The following is a 16,823-nucleotide window of genomic DNA, read 5'->3' as shown; positions in this document are numbered from 1 at the left end:
CACCGACAACAGCTCGGGGCTCATCCGCTCCAGAAGCCCTGTAGTTGGTCGAACGGAGGCATGGTCCGCAACCTCTCGCGCGCGGCAGCGGGTGAGCGGCCCCCCGAGACGAGCGACTCGTAGATCCGCTGTGCGACCTCGGTCGCCGCCTCGTCTGCAGGCCCCGGTCCACCGAACGGTTCCGGATCGTCGCTGGTGTCCGTCTCGTGCATCACGCGGAGGGCCGCCACGGGCACCGTCTCCTCCAGGAGCCGGATCAACGCTCGTACGTCTGCAGTGCTGTTGCCGCCAGGTCTCAGAGCAGCCTGGACCAGTGGGTGGCTGCGGTTGATCCTGCAGGTGACCTTGCCGTCCGGTCGGCGCACGTTCCACGCGTAGGAGAGTGGATCACCGTGAGTACGCGCAGCGACCTGTCCGCGGTGCCGCAGTACGTCCGCGGCCTTCGCCCGGGCCTGCCGCGCGATGCGGTGGAGGTGCGGACGCAGACCGACGGGCGGGACGACACTCGACTTCCTCACGTCGACGCACCACTCGGCGTCCGTCTCCGCCGGGATGTCGACGGCGATGCGCGCCAGGTTGTACTTCTCCTCGCGGCGCATGCCTCTCTGCCCCAACCAGTCGCCCGCCAGGATCAGGCGGTTCCGGCGGTAGACGTAGAAGCCCTGTTGGTCGAGCCACCCCTGCGGTCCTGCGGCCCTGCCGTACTCCTCCGGCGTGAGCCGGTGGGCGCTGGGGAGGATGAACGCCTCGACCCGAACGGAACTGCCACCGAGAGGCAGTTCTTCCATGGGAAGCCGCTGGACCGAGGGATGGTTGCCCAGGAACGGATCCCAGGGTTCCACCGGGGTTCCGGACACTCGCAGGTTCCGGCGTCGGCTCCCGGCGAGGAAACGTGCGAAGACCATTCCGAGGTGCGACTCCGTGCGGGCCGCCTCGGCGTAGAACTGCTTCTGGGTGCGCTCGTCGTCCTCGCTGACGTCATCGTCGTGGTAGCCGTTCAGACGTCGCCAGAGAACGATCGTGCCGTGTCCGGCGGCACTCCGGACCCTGTCCAGAATGGCTGTCGTGGCGTCGTCGGCTCCATGGAGCAGCCGCCACTCGCCGGTCTCCTCGACTACGTCGAGGTCCCAGGTACGTGTGTGCCATTCCCCACCGGCCTTGGCGGTGGCCACGGTGAGCTGCCTCGACTGCGAGAACGAGGCCGATTTCAGACCGACGCCGAAGCGGCCCAGATCCGTGGAGGAGCGTGACGTCGAGGGCCCCCGAGCCGCCACGGTCATTGCCGTGACGAGCTCCTCAGCGGTCATCCCCCATCCGTCGTCGACCACCGCGATCCATGAGTCCCGTCCTGCCCAGGCGAACTCGACGTCGATGTTCCGGGCTTCCACCGAGATGCTGTTGTCCACGAGGTCGGCGATGGCCGCCGGCAGCGAGTACCCCAGGGAGCTGAGCGAAGCCACCATTCCCGCGGGCTCAGGGGCCGCGATGTCGTACGTCATGGGTGGATCCAGCCCTGCTTCCCCGTTACGAGCGTTCCTTGGAGTGCAGTCGTCCCGGAGATCCATCGGAACCGAGCGGCGAGCACCCCAGATTCGGGGGACGCCCCACCGCGTACTCAGTCTGTCGCACACGACAGGCCCCCACCCAAAAACCGATAGTACTGGAGCCATTGGGCATATCACGTGACCACGAACCTCCCGACGGCGTAGCCTGCGGGCGTGCCCACGAAGTCACCAGGGAAGGTGGGCTGGGCTTGTGCCAGAACGCCGTCCCGGCTCTGCTCCGTCCGGTTACCACGGCCCGCCAGCCGTCCGCCTCGACTCCAACGTGCTGATCGACCTCCAACAGCACCCGGCCGCGCTCGTGAATGACGAGCCTTAGTCGCACGGCCCCATCGGTGCTCTTGCTTTCCTCCCGCGCGGCCGACTTCACCCGGAGCGTACGAGGTTCGCCGGGCCGCCAATGGCCCTGCCTTCACCCAGGGTCCTGGCCACCGGCCTCCTTGCCTGCGGAGTCCAGCCGTTCTCCGGGGGGAGTGCGGAATCGACGGATGTCAGTACAGCGGTTGGTCATTCCCCGCCCCGGACATGGCCAAGTGGGGCGGGCGCCCCTCCGCCCCCGGGTGGAGCTCCGGGGTATTGGCCAACACCGTCGGGTACGTCCGCAGGGACAACTCGGTGCTGAGACTCGTCCTCTGCAACCTGTGGAACTCGCGTGGCTACTGGTGCCACAGGCCTAGGGACTTCAGCAACGCTGAGATCGAGATCCTCCACGAGGAACAAAGTGAGAAGGAGAACCCCGATGAGCGAACGAGACCACCTCGTAGCGGATCTCGTAGCTGAGCTCCTCGGTCCCCGAGGAGGGCCGATGGAGAGGCTGGGGGGCGAAGAGGACCCGCTTGATGAGTACATCGTCGGGGTCCTGGCTCCGTTCTCATCCCCATCGGTCGAGGTCGACTCGGACCAGGAGCTCGTTGGCGAGGAGCTCCTGGACGGTGACGACGACCTCGATCCAGGCGACTCCGTCTCAGGACATCAGCCTGTCGGCGCCGGCCTTCCGCCCCTGGTTATCGACCCCCGCGCCAGACCGTCATCGATGGGCGTGTCCCTGGCGGTCAGCGCCCCTGAGGGGCCACGCCTCGACATCTGCGGTACCTGGGCCAGGTACCGCAATGAGACGAACGGGGAATGGTGCAGGGAGCCACATGGGGCTGTCTGGCGCGACGTGGACTGTTCCGTCGACACCTGGCTGAGTGACCCCGCGGATCCAGGGCTGGTGGTGAGGGTCCGAAGCCGCAGGGATTCCCACGGCATCTGGAAGATATCGGTGTTCGTGGTCAACCAGAGCACTGTGGAATCAGACCACCCCTCCCCGTCGGACCACGTGTTCCAGCCGCAGGTACGTCTGCGCTGTCGGAGCGGAGTTGAGCTGGTTCCACTGGAACACCAGCACCTGGCGCAGGACGAGGAGGACGAGAGCCTGGCGCTTCTTTACGAGGGCCGTCCCGTCCTTGCGCGGGGGCACCTCTGCTCCGCCGTCTGGCGTCAGGTCGACCCGGAGCGCCCACATCCGGGAGGACTGGAAGGAACTCGGCCCCCGTTCAGGTGGTCCGATGGGCGTCACCTGTTCGACGACGGGACGGTGGCCGAGTTCGAGCCGGCCGACGTCCGGTCCGAGTTCGTTCCTGTGGTTCCCGTCAACGCCCCGGACAAGGGTTGGCCATCCGACGCGGGGGATCCACCCGAGCTGGACCCGACGGAACTGGCCGGTATCACGGATGGTGCCGTACTCCGCCAAAGACTGGAGCCGCTCGCGGACGCATACGAACGCTGGATCGAGGGCCAGGTCCGCGGGGTGGGAGACCATGCGCCAGGTACGGCGGCCCATCGACACCTCTCCGGGTGCCGACGCGCGCTCGATCGGATCCGAGACGGTATAGAACTGTTGGCAGGCGACCGCGACGCCCTCCTCGCGTTCTGCTTCGCCAACCGTGCGATCGCCCTTCAGTCGCAGTGGACCAAGGGGAAGGTCAACCGCTGGTGGCCCTTCCAGCTCGCGTTCCAGCTGGTCAACCTACGGGGGATCGTCGACGACACCCACGAGGACCGCGAGGTGTGTGACCTGCTCTGGTTCCCGACCGGTGGAGGCAAGACCGAGGCATACCTCGGACTTGCTGCCTTCACTCTCGCGTTTCGGCGGCTCCGTGCCCAGCACGAGCAGGAGCCCGGGGGAGGAGCAGGAGTGACCGTCCTCTCCCGGTACACACTGCGGCTCCTCACGATCCAGCAGTACCGGAGGGCGCTCGCGATGGTGACCGCGTGCGAGTTCCTCAGGGTCAGTGGCTCGCCCGGGCAGCGTGGCTGGCGGCCCTCCGGGTGGGAGGGTCTCGGTGACGTGCCGTGGGGCTCCACCAGGTTCTCGGTCGGGCTGTGGGTGGGTGGCAACGTGACCCCGAACAACCTGCAGGACTTCGAATACCGCGACGCGAACAACAGGATCGTCAAGAGGTACGGAGCCATCTCGATTCTTGAGGGGAAGGAGGGCGAGGGTGACCCGGCCCAGATCCTGAACTGTCCAGCCTGCGGGTCGACGCTCGCCCTCCCCCCGGAGGGCCTGCGCGAAGGCGACACGGGTGTGCTGCACCTCGTGGTGGGCGACACTGATCCCGCTCTGGGCCCGGACGTGGCACCGCAGCTGTCGGAAGAACCGTTCGACGTGACCGCGGTCACGGTAACTCGTCACCCGGACCCGTCGTTCGCGACCGTGTCCGTTCGGTTCCGCGCCACTGCGGACGTCTCCGACCAGAGCGTCGACAAGTGGTTCGACGGGCATGTGCGTCGTCTGCTCGGCTCCAGATCCTGGCTCGTCTCAGCGCGTGCGAGCCGACCGGGGTACTTCGTGCGGATTGTCGACTGGGGCAAGCGACGGAGCGAGAAGCCCGTCGAGTTCGAGATCTTCTGTCCGCACCCGGAGTGTCCACTCAACTCCGATCTGGCCTGGTCCGAGACGACCGAGGTCGGTGCCTGGCCTGTGCCGCCGGCCTTCGACCGGGGTGATGGTTCCTCGACGCACTGTCCTGTTCCGGCGTGGACGGTGGACGAGCAGGTCTACGCCAGGTGCCCGTCGATGGTGGTGGCGACGGTGGACAAGTTCGCCCGTCTGGCGTTCGAACCGAGAGCCGGCGCTCTGTTCGGCAACGTCGACAGGCTCAACGAGCACCTGGGCTACTACCGGGCCTGGGCACCTCCGCTCGGGCCGGCGACCCTCCCACAAAACGCCCGTGAGGAGGTGACAGCGGGCAAGAACGTTCAGGTTCGTGGGTTCCGCCCACCCGACCTCGTGCTGCAGGACGAACTGCATCTCATCGAAGGTCCTCTGGGCAGTATGGTCGGCCTCTACGAGGCTGGCATCGACCTCCTCTCCACAGTGTCCGACGGCGAGAACACGGTCAGGCCCAAGTACGTCGCCTCCACCGCGACCGTCCGGAGGGCGGAGGAGCAGGTCCGTTCGCTGTTCGACCGGAGCCTGGAGGTTTTCCCTCCCCAGGGACTCCGCGCAGAGGAGGCGTTCTTCTCGTCGACTGGCTCCTCTCATCCACTCGACGCACAGGGGGCGGGTCGTCTGTACGTCGGAGTGATAGCCCCCGGCCGCGGAGCGCAGACACCCATCGTCCGGGTGTGGTCACGTCTACTCCAGACACCCCGCGACCGACTCGACGCAGGCGTCGCACAGGAGGAGCTGGATCCGTTCTGGACGCTCGTGGGTTACTTCAACGCGATCCGCGAACTGGCCGGAGCCGTTGCGCTGGCCCGTCAGGACATCCCCCAACGTCTGGGGAGCGTTGCCGCGTCGCCTCGTACTCTGGACGAGCAGGAGCCGATGGAGCTTTCTAGCCGCACCAGTTCCCTACGGCTCCCGGGCATGCTCGAGGAGCTGGGGGATCGGCTGGCGCCTGGCCGGGAACCTACGAACGCGGTCGTCGCCACCTCGATGTTCGGCACGGGTGTCGACGTGGACAGACTCGGACTCATGGTCGTACACGGGCAGCCGAAGACCACCTCGTCCTACATCCAGGCCACCGGTCGCGTGGGCCGGGGTGTTGGCGGTCTCGTCGTCACCTTCTACCGGGCCTCGCGCCCGCGGGACCTCAGCCACTACGAGTACTTCGCCGGCTATCACACCACGCTCTACCGGCACGTCGAGCCCGTCACCGTCAATCCCTTCGCGCCCCGGGCAAGGGACAGGGCCCTCGGCCCGGTGATGGTGAGTGTCCTCCGCCAGGCAGCAAGTGTTCCGACCACGACGGGTTCCGTGGAAGTCGACCAGCGGTGGCGGATCCAACAGCGGCTCAGCAACGGGGGCTGGTTCTGCCGTGCCCACGAGATGAGCGATGCCCACCTGCACCCCGAGGTGGACCTTCTCCCCGGAATCCTCGAGGAACGTGCCGCCCAGCAGCCTGCCCTCCGCCGCCCACCGACCTCGGATACGGAGAACCACGCACGCTCGGAGCTGGAACGTTGGCGACAGGTTGCTGATCGCGTAGGTAGTGCCTTGCTGTACAACGAGCCGACGGTCACGCGTCCGGCCTCTCGGCCGGTCGTCCTCGGTGACCTCGCGCACCTCGTTGCGAGCACCGGTGAGGCCTACGAGAACGCACCGAACTCCCTGCGTGAGGTGGAGGCCACCACCACTGTCAAGGGAAGGGGATGAATCGTGAGCCGTCCCTACCAGGAGATCCGCCCGTCCCAGTTCGTCATCACCCTCGGCCCTGGAAGCATTCTCGAGACCGGGTCCGGCCCAGTCGTGCTGAAGACCGTGGACGCACTCTTCAACGAGATCGGCCGTAAGCCCCAGGACTTCGAGATCGTCGACGAACGGCTGTCACGTCTCGAACTGAACGATGCGCGTATTGCTCGTGTGCCCACCAACGCCGAACTCGGACTTCCCTCTGACCGAACGATCTACCCCACACACGCGTTTCCCTTCTGGTCCCTGTGCACGCAGCACCGACCGCACCAGGTGCTGTACGCGGCCGATGGCGGCTGCCCGGAGTGCCCGTCGGTGTCGTCGCAGCAGCGTCGGGAGAAGGCGGGGCGTGAGGCGATCCGTTTCGTGCAGGCATGCGAAAACGGTCACTTGGACGAGGTCCATTGGCACGGACTCGTACACGAGAGTGGAGGATGCGGCACGAAGCACTACCTGTGGCACGGGGGCGGCCGCGCCCTACGGCTCGTCCGCATCGAGTGTCCCCGTTGCCATGCGACCGCCAACTTCGGTCAGGCATACGCCAAGTCGTGGCGGTGTAGTGGCCGCATCGTGGAGCACGGAGGGCGCCCGGCGCCGGCAACGGCGCGGTGTGTGCAGAAGGCCCGCATCGTCCAGCGGGGGGCCGCCAACCTACGGCTCAGCCTGCTCCAGAGCGCGCTGACGATCTTGGATATGCCGACCAGGCTTCATGACATCCTCAGCGATCGATCCCTGATGGGGGCAGTCGGGGCACTTCATCCTCTTGGTCTCCTCGACCAGGTGGCACTCATGGCCGGGGCCGAACGGGCCGGGCTTCCCCCGGACGCGATCGAGTACCTGAAACAGACACCCTGGTCCGAGATCAGCAAGGCGGTTGACCAACTACTGGGGGTTGGCACCACGGCCTCGTCGTCACTACGTGACGACGAACTCGACCGTCTACGCCAGGCCGCGACCTGTGGTGTTCCGGCGGTGCCCCACCCGCATCCGGGCTCTCCTCCGCTGTTCGAGGTTCGCCAGGACGACGTGCGCCTCGTACAGGGGCCCGATCACCGTCACAAGCTGCGGGTAGCACCTGTCAGCCGTCTCCGCATGGTCATGGTCCAGACCGGTTACCAACGGTTGGACCCGCAGAAGGCTGAAAAGGTGTCGACCGCCTTCGACTGGAACGGCACCACCTGGTACCCGGGCATCGAGCTCTTCGGCGAGGGCGTCTTCATTGATCTTGCGGGCGACTCGCTCACCCTGGGAGGCAACAGGGCCAACCAGTGGAACGAACGCTTCAGGAGTGATCCACACGGTGATCTGTCACTCCACCCCGCACACGTCTGGTGGCACACCCTCTCCCACCGCCTTCTTCGGGCGCTGTCAGTGGACTCCGGATACTCGTCCGCAGCGATCCGTGAGCGGGTCTATCTCAGCGTGAGGGACGGCAGGGTCACGGGCAGTGGACTTCTCCTCTACACGGTTCAACCCGGTGGAGACGGCACGCTTGGAGGACTGGTCGCCCTCGTCAACCGGTTCGAGCACGTTCTTTCGCACGCGCTGCGAGACGTCGACAGCTGCTCGAACGACCCGCTGTGTCAGGAAGCGCCGTCGGCGGGGGCCGACGGAGTTGCCTGCTACTCGTGTCTCCTGGCGTCGGAGACCTCGTGTGAGCATCGCAACCAGGGGTTGGACCGCCTTCTTCTCGCTGAGAACCTACCGTGACCTGCTGATCGGGTAGGGGCGGTCACCGATCGCTTCTGCGCGGGCTGACAGACAGCCGACGCAGAAGCGGTGTGCTCTCGGACTACGGGCGGCTCTGGTTACTCGACCAGTAGCCGGAGTACCGTTCGTAAGCGAGTTGTCCGCTGAACCGGATGTTGTCCTCGATGTCCACAACCAGGCAGCTCTCTGTTCCACCGAAACGTCGTCCGCGCATGCCCCGACCGATCATCTGCTCGTACAGGACCGGGCTGGTGGTGGGGCGACCGACCACCAAGGCACGTACCGCCGGAGCGTCGAAACCGGTCGTGAGGACACCGTAGTTACAGAGTACGGACAGGTGCTTGTCGCGGAACTGTTCGATGAGCGCGCGCCGCGTGGCGCTGCGAGTGTCGGAGGTGACGACCTCCGAGGCTCGGCCGGCGCGTCGCAGTAGGACAGCCATTGCTATCGCGTGTTCCACGGTGCAGCCGAAGAACAGCGTCGGCCAGTCCGGCGGTAGTTCGAGTAGTTGCTTCAGCAGAGCACGGTTCCTCGCGTCCGATTCACCGATCTGACGGAGGAAGCCGGGGTGAAAGTCGTCGAACTGATCGAAGTGCGCACGGTAGCTTTCGACATCCTCCATCTTGAACTCAGGACCGGCATAGGAGAGCACCTTGTGCTCAGGCCGCGACAGGATTTTTCGCTGACGAAGCTCGGACACGATGTCGTCCCCCAAGGAGCGGGAACTGAGAAGCTTGCTGTGGAACTTCTCCGCCAGCTGGCGTGTCTCGGCGTTGACCCTGCGGAAGGGAGTGGCTGTCAGCCCGATGAGGGGTACCGGGGCCTCCTGCCCGAGTTCGATTCCGAGGAAGCGCAGGACCCTGGTATAGCTGGGGGCCAGCATCCGGTGCGCCTCGTCCACAACCACCGCGCCGAGGTTCTCGCGCAGCAGCTCGAGTTCCTGTCGTACGTCGTCGTTGGTGCCTCGAAGAATGGCGTCAAGCTTCTGGATGCTGGCCACCACGATGTCAGGGTCGCTCGGAACCGAGGCGATCCCCCAAAGCCGGGCAATCTCCATGGTGTGCCGTACCTTGTCATTTCGGTGCCCGAGGTCTGTCCACACCTCACGGAACGCCTGGACGGCCTGCTCGCAGAGCTCCTCGCTCTGGGCGATCCAGAGAACGGCCGGACGGCGTTGCTGGGAGATGCGCCACTCGATGAGGCTCTCCACCGCGGTCCTGGTCTTGCCGGCTCCTGTGGGCAGGGTCAGAACACCACGGTTGGCACCCGGTGCCCCGGAGAGGACCTCGATCGCCTGCTCCTTGAGGTCCCGTTGAAAGTCCTCCAGGTCTCGCAGAGGAACAAAGGGAGCAACTTCCAGGGTGTCCGGCTCCCGTGCACTCCCCGGCAGGCCAGCAAAGGCAGGCGGGATGTCGAGGACCCGCACGAAGTGGCGAGGCCAGCTCTTACCCGGCTTCCACGTACGCTCCGCGATCTTCTTCGCTTTTGCTCTGTCGCCACCACGGCTGCGTTCGCCACCTCGGTAGTCGTGCAGTCTCTCCAGCTCGTCTTCCGATGCGCGAAGCGCAAGCCGTTCCCGTAGCATCCTCGACTCGAGAAGACCGAAGCCTGACCTGTCGACCAGGAACTCGGCAAGCTCGTCTTCGGGAAGCTTTTGCCGCAGCCTTCCGGATTCTCTCTCGACCGCCGCGATGATCCACTCCACCGACTTCCTCGAGCGAGATCGCCCTCCACTCTCAAGATCCTCGATCACCGCCCGCAGATCCCGTGGGGCGAGACGCCGACGCAGTACTTGGATTGCCTGGGAGCGGTCCTGCTCGCTCAACTGGCCGAAGGCTTCCACCGAACACTGTCTCCTGGTACCAACTCAGAGCCGACTGCGCTGGTCGTTCGCAGACGGCCAATCGGGGCAGTGGGGGGTGCGTAAGTCTCTCACGGTCAGAGCGGTCTTTCCTCCGGGTGCGTGTCTCTTGATCACGCGTCAAGCCGCCGCTTGGCAGATCTGTTCGTCACTGAGCGACTTTGTCGTGAATCTTGATCTCTGTGAGCACTTGGAAACGACGTGCGATCATGGGGGCGGGCGCGGGGGCGCACCCGAGCTGTGAAGGACCCACGCCGTGGGACGCCCCGACAAAGCCGCGCGTGCGGCCATCGCGCGCCGCCGCTCGGACGCCATCGATCTACGCCTCGCCGGCGTGGACTGGCTGACCATCGCCCGCAAGCTCGCCGCCGACCCGGCCACCAACTCCGACGGCATCGCCTACCCCCAGGGGTACGGGATCGAGCGGTACCGCAAGAACCAGGACCCGCCGAGCGACGAGGCCCTGATCCACGCCGCCTGTCGAGACGTCCGCACCGCCCTGGCCGACCGCCGCGCCGAGCTGAACGACGACGTCGATGAGCTGCGTGCCCTGGAAGCGGATCGACTGGACCGGCTGTTCTTCGTCGCCTACAAGAAGGCCGTCCGCGACCAGGACCTCGCCGCGATCGACCGGACCCTTCGCATCATGGAGCGCCGTGCGCGCCTCCTCGGCCTCGACATGCCCGTACGCACCGAGCTGTCGGGCCCCGACGGCGGGGCGGTCCAGATCGAGAGCGTCAGCGCGGATGAACTCGACGCCTTGATCGCGCTCACGGACCCGGCCGCCGAGTGAGGCCGCGTGACCACGCGAGCGTCATCGCCCGCTACAAGACGCTCTCCACCGCCCAGCGCCGAGCCATCGCACAGGCCGCTTCCCCCACGTTGCGCGCCGAGCTCGCGCAGGCCGAACGTCAGCTCGCCATGGACCGCTCCCCGGGCGCGCTGGCCGCTGTACTCACCGGGGGACGAGAGATGCAGGCACCTCACCTGGACCTCATCGACCAAGCGTTCATCGACATGGCGGCAGGCCGCTGCGACCGCGTCATGCTCACCATGCCCCCGCGGCACGGCAAGAGCCGGCGCGCCTCCCGCTGGGCCCCGCTCTGGTACCTCCGGCGCAACCCCGGCCACCGCATGATGATCGCCAGCTACTCGGCTGACCTGGCCGACGATCACGGGCGGTGGATCAGAGACGCCATCTACACCTGGGGCGACGAACTCGGCATCCAGCTCAAGACCGGCAGCCAGGCAGCCAACCGATTCGACATCGTGGGCGGCGAAGGAGGGCTCCTCGCAGCAGGCATCGGCGGCGGCCTCACCGGACGTGGCGCCCACATCGCCATCGTGGACGACCCGGTCAAGGACATGGCCGACGCAGACTCTCCGACGATGCGCAAGCGGGCCTGGGACTGGTGGACCTCCGTACTGCAGACCCGCCTCGAACCCGCCGGCGCGATCTGCCTGATCCAGACGCGCTGGCACGAAGACGACCTCGCAGGGCGCATCCTTGCCACCGAGCGCGAAGCCTGGCGCGTCATCGACCTGCCAGCCCTGGCAGACAGCCCCGACGACCCGCTCGGCCGGGCACCCGGAGAGCCACTGTGGCCGCAACGATTCGACGCCGCCCACCATGCCCGGACCCGCAAACGCGTCGGCGAACGAGTCTGGGGCGCCCTCTACATGCAGAAGCCCCGCCCGCCAGAGGGAGGCGTGTGGAAGCGCGAGTGGATCGACACCGCCCGCATCAACGCAGTCCAGTTCTCCAGCATCGACATGGCGCGCATCGTCGTGGCCGTCGACCCCGCCGGCGGAGAGTCAACCGTCGGCGACGAGACCGGAGTCATCGGCGTCGGCCGAGACTTTGACAGGCAGCTGTACGTCCTCGCCGACCGGTCAGGCTCCATGGGAGCGAACGACTGGGGCCTTGCCGCATGCCGCCTCGCACTCGAACTCAAGGCCGACGCCATCGTGGTCGAGAAGAACTACGGCGGGGACATGGCCCGCCAGATCGTCACGCAGGCATGGGAGCAGCTACGCCGCGAAGGCGTCACCAAGGGCCTTCTCATGCCAATGATCTTGGAGGTCACCGCCAAGGTCGGAAAGCGCCTCCGTGCTGCCCCCGTGGCCCAGCTGTACGAACAGCAGCTCGTTCACCACGTCGGCGAGTACCCAGACCTGGAGGACCAGATGGTCACCTGGGTCGAGGGAATGGACAGCCCCGACCGCATGGACGCCGCAGTGCATGGGCTGACCGAACTGGCCGATCCGGACCAGCTCGACACCCTGCCCACCGATACCGACGATGACCGCTTCAACGGCCGCCGCTGAGGCTTTGGCACCTGTGAAAACGGCCCCAAGAGGAAACAGCCCAAACGCAGTCGCAGTAGATCAGGCGGTCAGATAACCTTCATCTCCCCTACAGTTACAGAGAGTCGCGGGGCTGCTCCATGAACATGCGCATGCGTGCCACGGCACCGAAGGGAATGACTCGTCCCGAGGGCGAGGATGGGTACAAGCTCCTCAACACCGTGTGGCAGCAGTTCGCGCAGTCGAAACGGTGGCCAACCTTCGAGCTGATCGATCGGGCCCTCTACCGCGACGGGTTTGAGTTCGAAGCTGCAGTGCAGCAGCTCCCCGACGGCTTGTTGCTCGGCATCGACCCCGACATGAAGCGTCGGCCGCCACAACCCGATCAGGAGCTCCGCCTCTCGCTCGCCGGCGCAGTGCACTGCGACGACGCTGCGGCAGAGGTTAAGGCTTTCATTGGCCTGGTGCGTCTTGCAGGTGTCGTGGAGCGGGACTGGGAAACTGCTCTCGGCGACTCGTCGGCCCCCAGCCATCCGTACATCGACCCCGACGTACTCCGTTCACATCCGGCCTTCGACCCCGGCGTGTTCCCACCGTCGGAGGTTCTCTACCGCGCCGCGCACCTGACGTCGTCGGAACCCTGGACGTCGGGACTCGGCTTCAGGTACGAGGAGTTGTATTGGTGTGTGTCGTTCGACCGACGTATTCGCCCCTTCGCAGCGGTGACGGGACTGGCCGAGTACTGGAAGGTGAGGACGAGCGTGCTCCCTCCCGAGCTTGATGCACAGCACGTCCCTGTGCCGGTGCCAGCTGTAAGTGCACCTGTCGTCACACCACAGGCCACGCCTGCCTTCGCACTCTCGATTCCCCTTCACCCGGACGTGGCCGCAGTAGCAGCTGAACGCTTCGAGAAGGGTCAGTTCACCGACGCAGTGCTGCGCGCCTTCCAAGCTGTGGAACACCGAGTCCAGATCTTGAGCGGGCTGTCCGAAGTTGGGGCACGGCTGATGGGAATGGCGCTTGGTTCGGCCGCGCCGAAGCTCGTAGTCACGCGGGCCACGGGCGCGTCGCTACAAAGCGAGCGCGAAGGGTTCCGCGACCTGTTCAAGGGCGCGATGGAAGCACTCCGCAACCCCAGGGCGCACGGCCCCCACTTTGCCGACGATCCTGAAGAGGCGCAGGAGATGCTGGCCCTCGCGAACCTGCTCATGCGACGACTGGACGATGCAGAGGCCAAACTCAACGCCCAGCCGACACAGGCTGCCGGAACGCCGTAACCTGATCTTGCGGCGCGGGGCCGACTGCCTGGAGGGGCACTGTGGGCCTGCGCGAGCTGATCACCGACGTCTGGAGCTGGCTGGACTACAAGCCAGTCATGGCCGATCCGCGCCGACCGGGCCGCAACGCCTGGGCGGAACTGACCTCATCCTGGGTTCCCGACGAGGACCTGCGGCGCCTCGCCGCCTACCGTCTGCTGGCCGCGTACGACTCCAATCAGGCCGGCCAGGTCGCCGCGATAACCGGCGATGACGAAGCCGGATCCGAGCGGCGCGAACTCGGTGATGCCTCGAAGCTCGTCGACACTGCCCTCGGCTATCTCCTCGGTTCCGAGCAAACCATCACGGTCGTGGGTGCCGAGCATGCCGACGGCGAACCGACAGACGAGGCCGCTATGGCGCTGGCGGTCCAGGACAAGCTGAGGGCGTGGGCGGAGAAGGAACTGCTGCCGCTGCGCATCCAGCAGGCAGAACGGACCGCGATCCTTCTTGGCGACGCGATCTACAGCCTCGCCTGGGAACCGGCGAAGGGCCGTGTGCTACTGCGCACGTGGGATCCGGGCCTGTACTTCCCGGAGTGGCCGGAGGACGGAGAGCAAGACGGCGCCGAGTTCCCCATGCGTGTCCACCTGGCCTGGGAGCTTCCGGAGGACAAGAGGCGCGGCCTGAAAGCCCGGCTGCGCCGAGTCACGTACGAACTGGGCCCGATCGCCCCAACCAGCCGACGCGGTACGGCGAAGAACGGAAAGGCCGTGCGCGAGTACGTCTACGCCGATGACGGGGAACCGGTCCTGACTCCTGGCGACTCCTTCGACAGGGAGACCGGGGTGATCACCCGCACCTACCCGTGGGCACCGAACCGACCCACCCCCTGGACGTGCTACCTCACCGATGCCGAATGGGAGCTGGACGATCTCAAGTACGCCGACTTCCTCTACGACCTGCCCATGCACAAGGCCACGTACCGAGTTCGATCGGACGGTGAAGTCCTCGACCAGCTAGACCTGATGGTGGACTTCATCCCTCTCGTCCACGTCGCCAACAGCATCCCCGCCAGCGGCGAGCACTGGGGTAAGCCCACGATCGCCACCGTCCTCCAGGCGCTCGACGAACTGTCCGCAACAGACACCGACAGCTCCGGCGCTTCAGCAACCACCGGCTCGCCGATCATCGGCCTGGCCGGTGCCAGGCTGCCCATCGACCGAGCCACTGGCCAGCCCCTCCCGGTCAAGGTCCGGGCTGGGACGGTATGGCAGCTCAACGACAACGGCCGCATGGACGTCCTGGACACCTCTGCCCAGCTCGCCGAGCTACGAGCCCGCGTCGACCACATCCTCGACCGCGTCGCCGCAAACAGCCGCCTCACCGCAGCCGGCCTGGGCACGCTCGACCCAACCGCCCTGCCGTCCGGGTACGCGCTACAGCTGGCACTCGGCCCGCTGGATTCGCTCGTCGCTAGCATGCGGCTGGCACGGGACCACAAGTACGCGATCCTCTTGCGTATGGTGCAGCGCCTTCACCAAGCTGGGCAGGCCGAGGGCTGGCCAGCGGGGGAGTCGTCGCCCGCACGCCTCATGTGGGGTGCCCACACACCGACCGACCGCGCCGCAGTTCTCGACGAGGTAGTCAAGGGGGTTGGCGCTGGTGTGCTGTCTGTTGAGACTGGCGTCCGGATGCTTATCGACGCCGGGTATCCAATTGATGATGCGCAGGGAGAAATCAAGCGAATTCAGGCCCGTGCTTTCGAGGCCGCCGCCCGCCTCGCTGATGCGACTGGCGACAATGCCGCTGTAAGGAAATACCTGGGGCTGCCGGACGTCGGCTCGGAGATACCGTTGACGCCCCTGTCCCTAAGAAGCGAAGACAAGGACTAGCTGACAGAATCGACGTCATTTTCAGACTGGAGGCCGAATAGCTTTCTAATCTCGGACTCGAAGATGCCCAGGCGAACCCGGTCGGAGGCGTCGCGATCTTGGAGGGATTCAATGAATGACAAGAATTCCTCTGAGGGTTGCGTATGTGATGGCTCGATGCTGCGTTCCGGGTAATCCGCCCGCTGGTTTATTTCGTCCATTGAACCCACCTATTCTTCAATCCTGTCGGCGGCGATTAGTCCGGCGAGTTGACCCCAGTATACAGCTTTGCTCACCGCGCGGTTAGAAATCGACTCGTCGACGAAAGGGTATGGCCCCACTCCCTCTACTGTGAACACGCCAATGGCCTCTTCTGATGTCGCCAATACGGGGATCGCGATAATCCATTTCGAAGTTTCCCCTACGGCCTGCCTGGGTGAGGAAATGATTGGCCTTCTGCTGGACATTGCGTCTTTTATTAGGTGTGAAATGAGTTTCGACTCATCTCTGCCGGGCTCATTTGCAGTGGATGCGATTGGCTGTTCGGCACCTTTGAGGTACACCGAGGAGTGGACGGTATCTGCTTGAACGCCCAGGTGTGTCGCCATGTCCTTGGCCGAGGCGTGCAGCATGTCCGCAAAGATTCGTATCTGCTTTTCGTTCAGGGGTTTGTTGATCAGCCCGCCATGTAGATGCTCCTCAAGAGCGGCTCGATCCCTGCGAATCATTCGCTTGCGTCGCTGATAGATCAAAGCTGGAATCACCAGACCGGCGGACAATGCGCCAGCCATCGCGCCTGAAAGAGCAATTAGCAAGCTGGCGCTCTTTGTTTGGCTTCGTGTCGCGTACGCGGTGATCATTGCGAGGAAGGCAAGGGAGCTGATGACGAGAATTGCGGTATCCAGGCGCCTTCGCATTGGTCTCGCCCTTATGCGGGGATCATGGTGAAGGCGAAGGCGAGAGCTCCCCCGCCGAAAAGGATGGGGATCAATACGCCAAATATGAAAGGCTTGAACCTGCCTTCGGTCTGGCGCATGCGTCTTCCGTATTTTCGCTCGTATGTGAGTTCCATGAGCGTCAAGCAGAATATTAAAATGACTGCAGTCAAGAACATGCCGGCTTGATTCAGGAGCTCGCTCTCCGATTGTTGTCCATTCGTTGTGGCGGCGGGTGTGTCAAGAATCTTGACTGCCCTTTCGATGAATATGGCTGGGATTGCCATTATAGCGATCACGATCAAGTCGGGGCCCATCGCGAATATTTCCCAGACTTTTTCTTTCGAAGAGTCAGCTCGCATGTTCCACTTTGCGATGGTCGATACGCCTACACCCACGGCGGGGATTCCTGCGCCTCTGAACGCTCCGTTGGCCAGAATTTCCGTCCATGACACGAAGGTTCACCTCCCGCCTGGCGAGCAACAGGATGGGGCGCACGTCACCGCTCCCTGACCTTCAGGCTAAGTCGCACATCTTTCTCAGGCATCTTTTCGCAGCAAGGCCTGGTTGTAGCGGGGCGGGTCGCTGCACCAGGGAGCGCCGTTACAATTTGTAAACCATCGACCGAATCTAC

10 protein-coding genes are annotated in these 16,823 nt (G+C 65.3%); 6 read left to right on the top strand and 4 right to left on the bottom strand.

Annotated features, from left to right (window positions below; translation table 11 throughout):
* Nucleotides 1-20 precede the first annotated feature (20 nt).
* Nucleotides 21-1,499, bottom strand: a complete 1,479-nt coding sequence (locus ACFYOV_RS03130) for an ATP-binding protein (RefSeq protein ID WP_389082086.1) — start codon at nucleotides 1,497-1,499, stop codon at nucleotides 21-23.
* Nucleotides 1,500-2,301: 802 nt separating this feature from the next.
* On the opposite strand from ACFYOV_RS03130, the gene drmA reads away from it, so the two are divergent.
* Complete coding sequence (gene drmA, locus ACFYOV_RS03125; protein WP_389082084.1) at nucleotides 2,302-6,210, top strand: DISARM system helicase DrmA; 3,909 nt, start codon at nucleotides 2,302-2,304, stop codon at nucleotides 6,208-6,210.
* Nucleotides 6,211-6,213: 3 nt separating this feature from the next.
* Nucleotides 6,214-7,956: a DrmB family protein gene (gene drmB, locus ACFYOV_RS03120; RefSeq protein ID WP_389082082.1), complete on the top strand. Its 1,743-nt coding sequence runs from the start codon at nucleotides 6,214-6,216 to the stop codon at nucleotides 7,954-7,956.
* Nucleotides 7,957-8,038: 82 nt separating this feature from the next.
* Here the strand turns inward: drmB and ACFYOV_RS03115 are convergent, their stop codons facing one another.
* Nucleotides 8,039-9,799 carry a DEAD/DEAH box helicase gene (locus tag ACFYOV_RS03115; protein ID WP_389082080.1) on the bottom strand — a complete coding sequence of 587 codons (1,761 nt, stop codon included), beginning with the start codon at nucleotides 9,797-9,799 and terminating at the stop codon, nucleotides 8,039-8,041.
* Between the two features lie 274 nt (nucleotides 9,800-10,073).
* Here ACFYOV_RS03115 and ACFYOV_RS03110 point away from each other — a divergent pair, with 274 nt between their 5' ends.
* The 4 genes from ACFYOV_RS03110 (at nucleotide 10,074) to ACFYOV_RS03095 (ending at nucleotide 15,275) form a co-directional block, all read left to right on the top strand.
* Entirely contained in the window at nucleotides 10,074-10,610 is a 537-nt protein-coding gene (locus ACFYOV_RS03110; protein ID WP_389082077.1) for a hypothetical protein, read from the top strand.
* Nucleotides 10,607-12,145, top strand: a complete 1,539-nt coding sequence (locus tag ACFYOV_RS03105; protein ID WP_389082075.1) for a terminase large subunit domain-containing protein — start codon at nucleotides 10,607-10,609, stop codon at nucleotides 12,143-12,145. The genes ACFYOV_RS03110 and ACFYOV_RS03105 overlap by 4 nt, the downstream gene beginning before the upstream one ends.
* Before the next feature lie 119 nt (nucleotides 12,146-12,264).
* Nucleotides 12,265-13,401: a TIGR02391 family protein gene (locus ACFYOV_RS03100; protein ID WP_389082073.1), complete on the top strand. Its 1,137-nt coding sequence runs from the start codon at nucleotides 12,265-12,267 to the stop codon at nucleotides 13,399-13,401.
* A gap of 41 nt (nucleotides 13,402-13,442) precedes the next feature.
* Nucleotides 13,443-15,275, top strand: a complete 1,833-nt coding sequence (locus ACFYOV_RS03095) for a hypothetical protein (RefSeq protein ID WP_389082071.1) — start codon at nucleotides 13,443-13,445, stop codon at nucleotides 15,273-15,275.
* A gap of 209 nt (nucleotides 15,276-15,484) precedes the next feature.
* Here the strand turns inward: ACFYOV_RS03095 and ACFYOV_RS03090 are convergent, their stop codons facing one another.
* Both ACFYOV_RS03090 and ACFYOV_RS03085 read right to left on the bottom strand, forming a co-directional pair.
* Complete coding sequence (locus ACFYOV_RS03090; RefSeq protein WP_389082069.1) at nucleotides 15,485-16,114, bottom strand: hypothetical protein; 630 nt, start codon at nucleotides 16,112-16,114, stop codon at nucleotides 15,485-15,487.
* 68 nt (nucleotides 16,115-16,182) lie between these two features.
* On the bottom strand, nucleotides 16,183-16,644 hold the full coding sequence (locus ACFYOV_RS03085) for a hypothetical protein (protein WP_389082067.1): 462 nt from the start codon (nucleotides 16,642-16,644) through the stop codon (nucleotides 16,183-16,185).
* Nucleotides 16,645-16,823: the final 179 nt, after the last annotated feature.

The organism is Streptomyces sp. NPDC005931 (assembly GCF_042871235.1).
Lineage (GTDB): Bacteria > Actinomycetota > Actinomycetes > Streptomycetales > Streptomycetaceae > Streptomyces.
The sequence above is the reverse complement of the archived record's forward strand: the minus strand, read 5'-3'. Positions and strand labels throughout refer to the sequence as shown.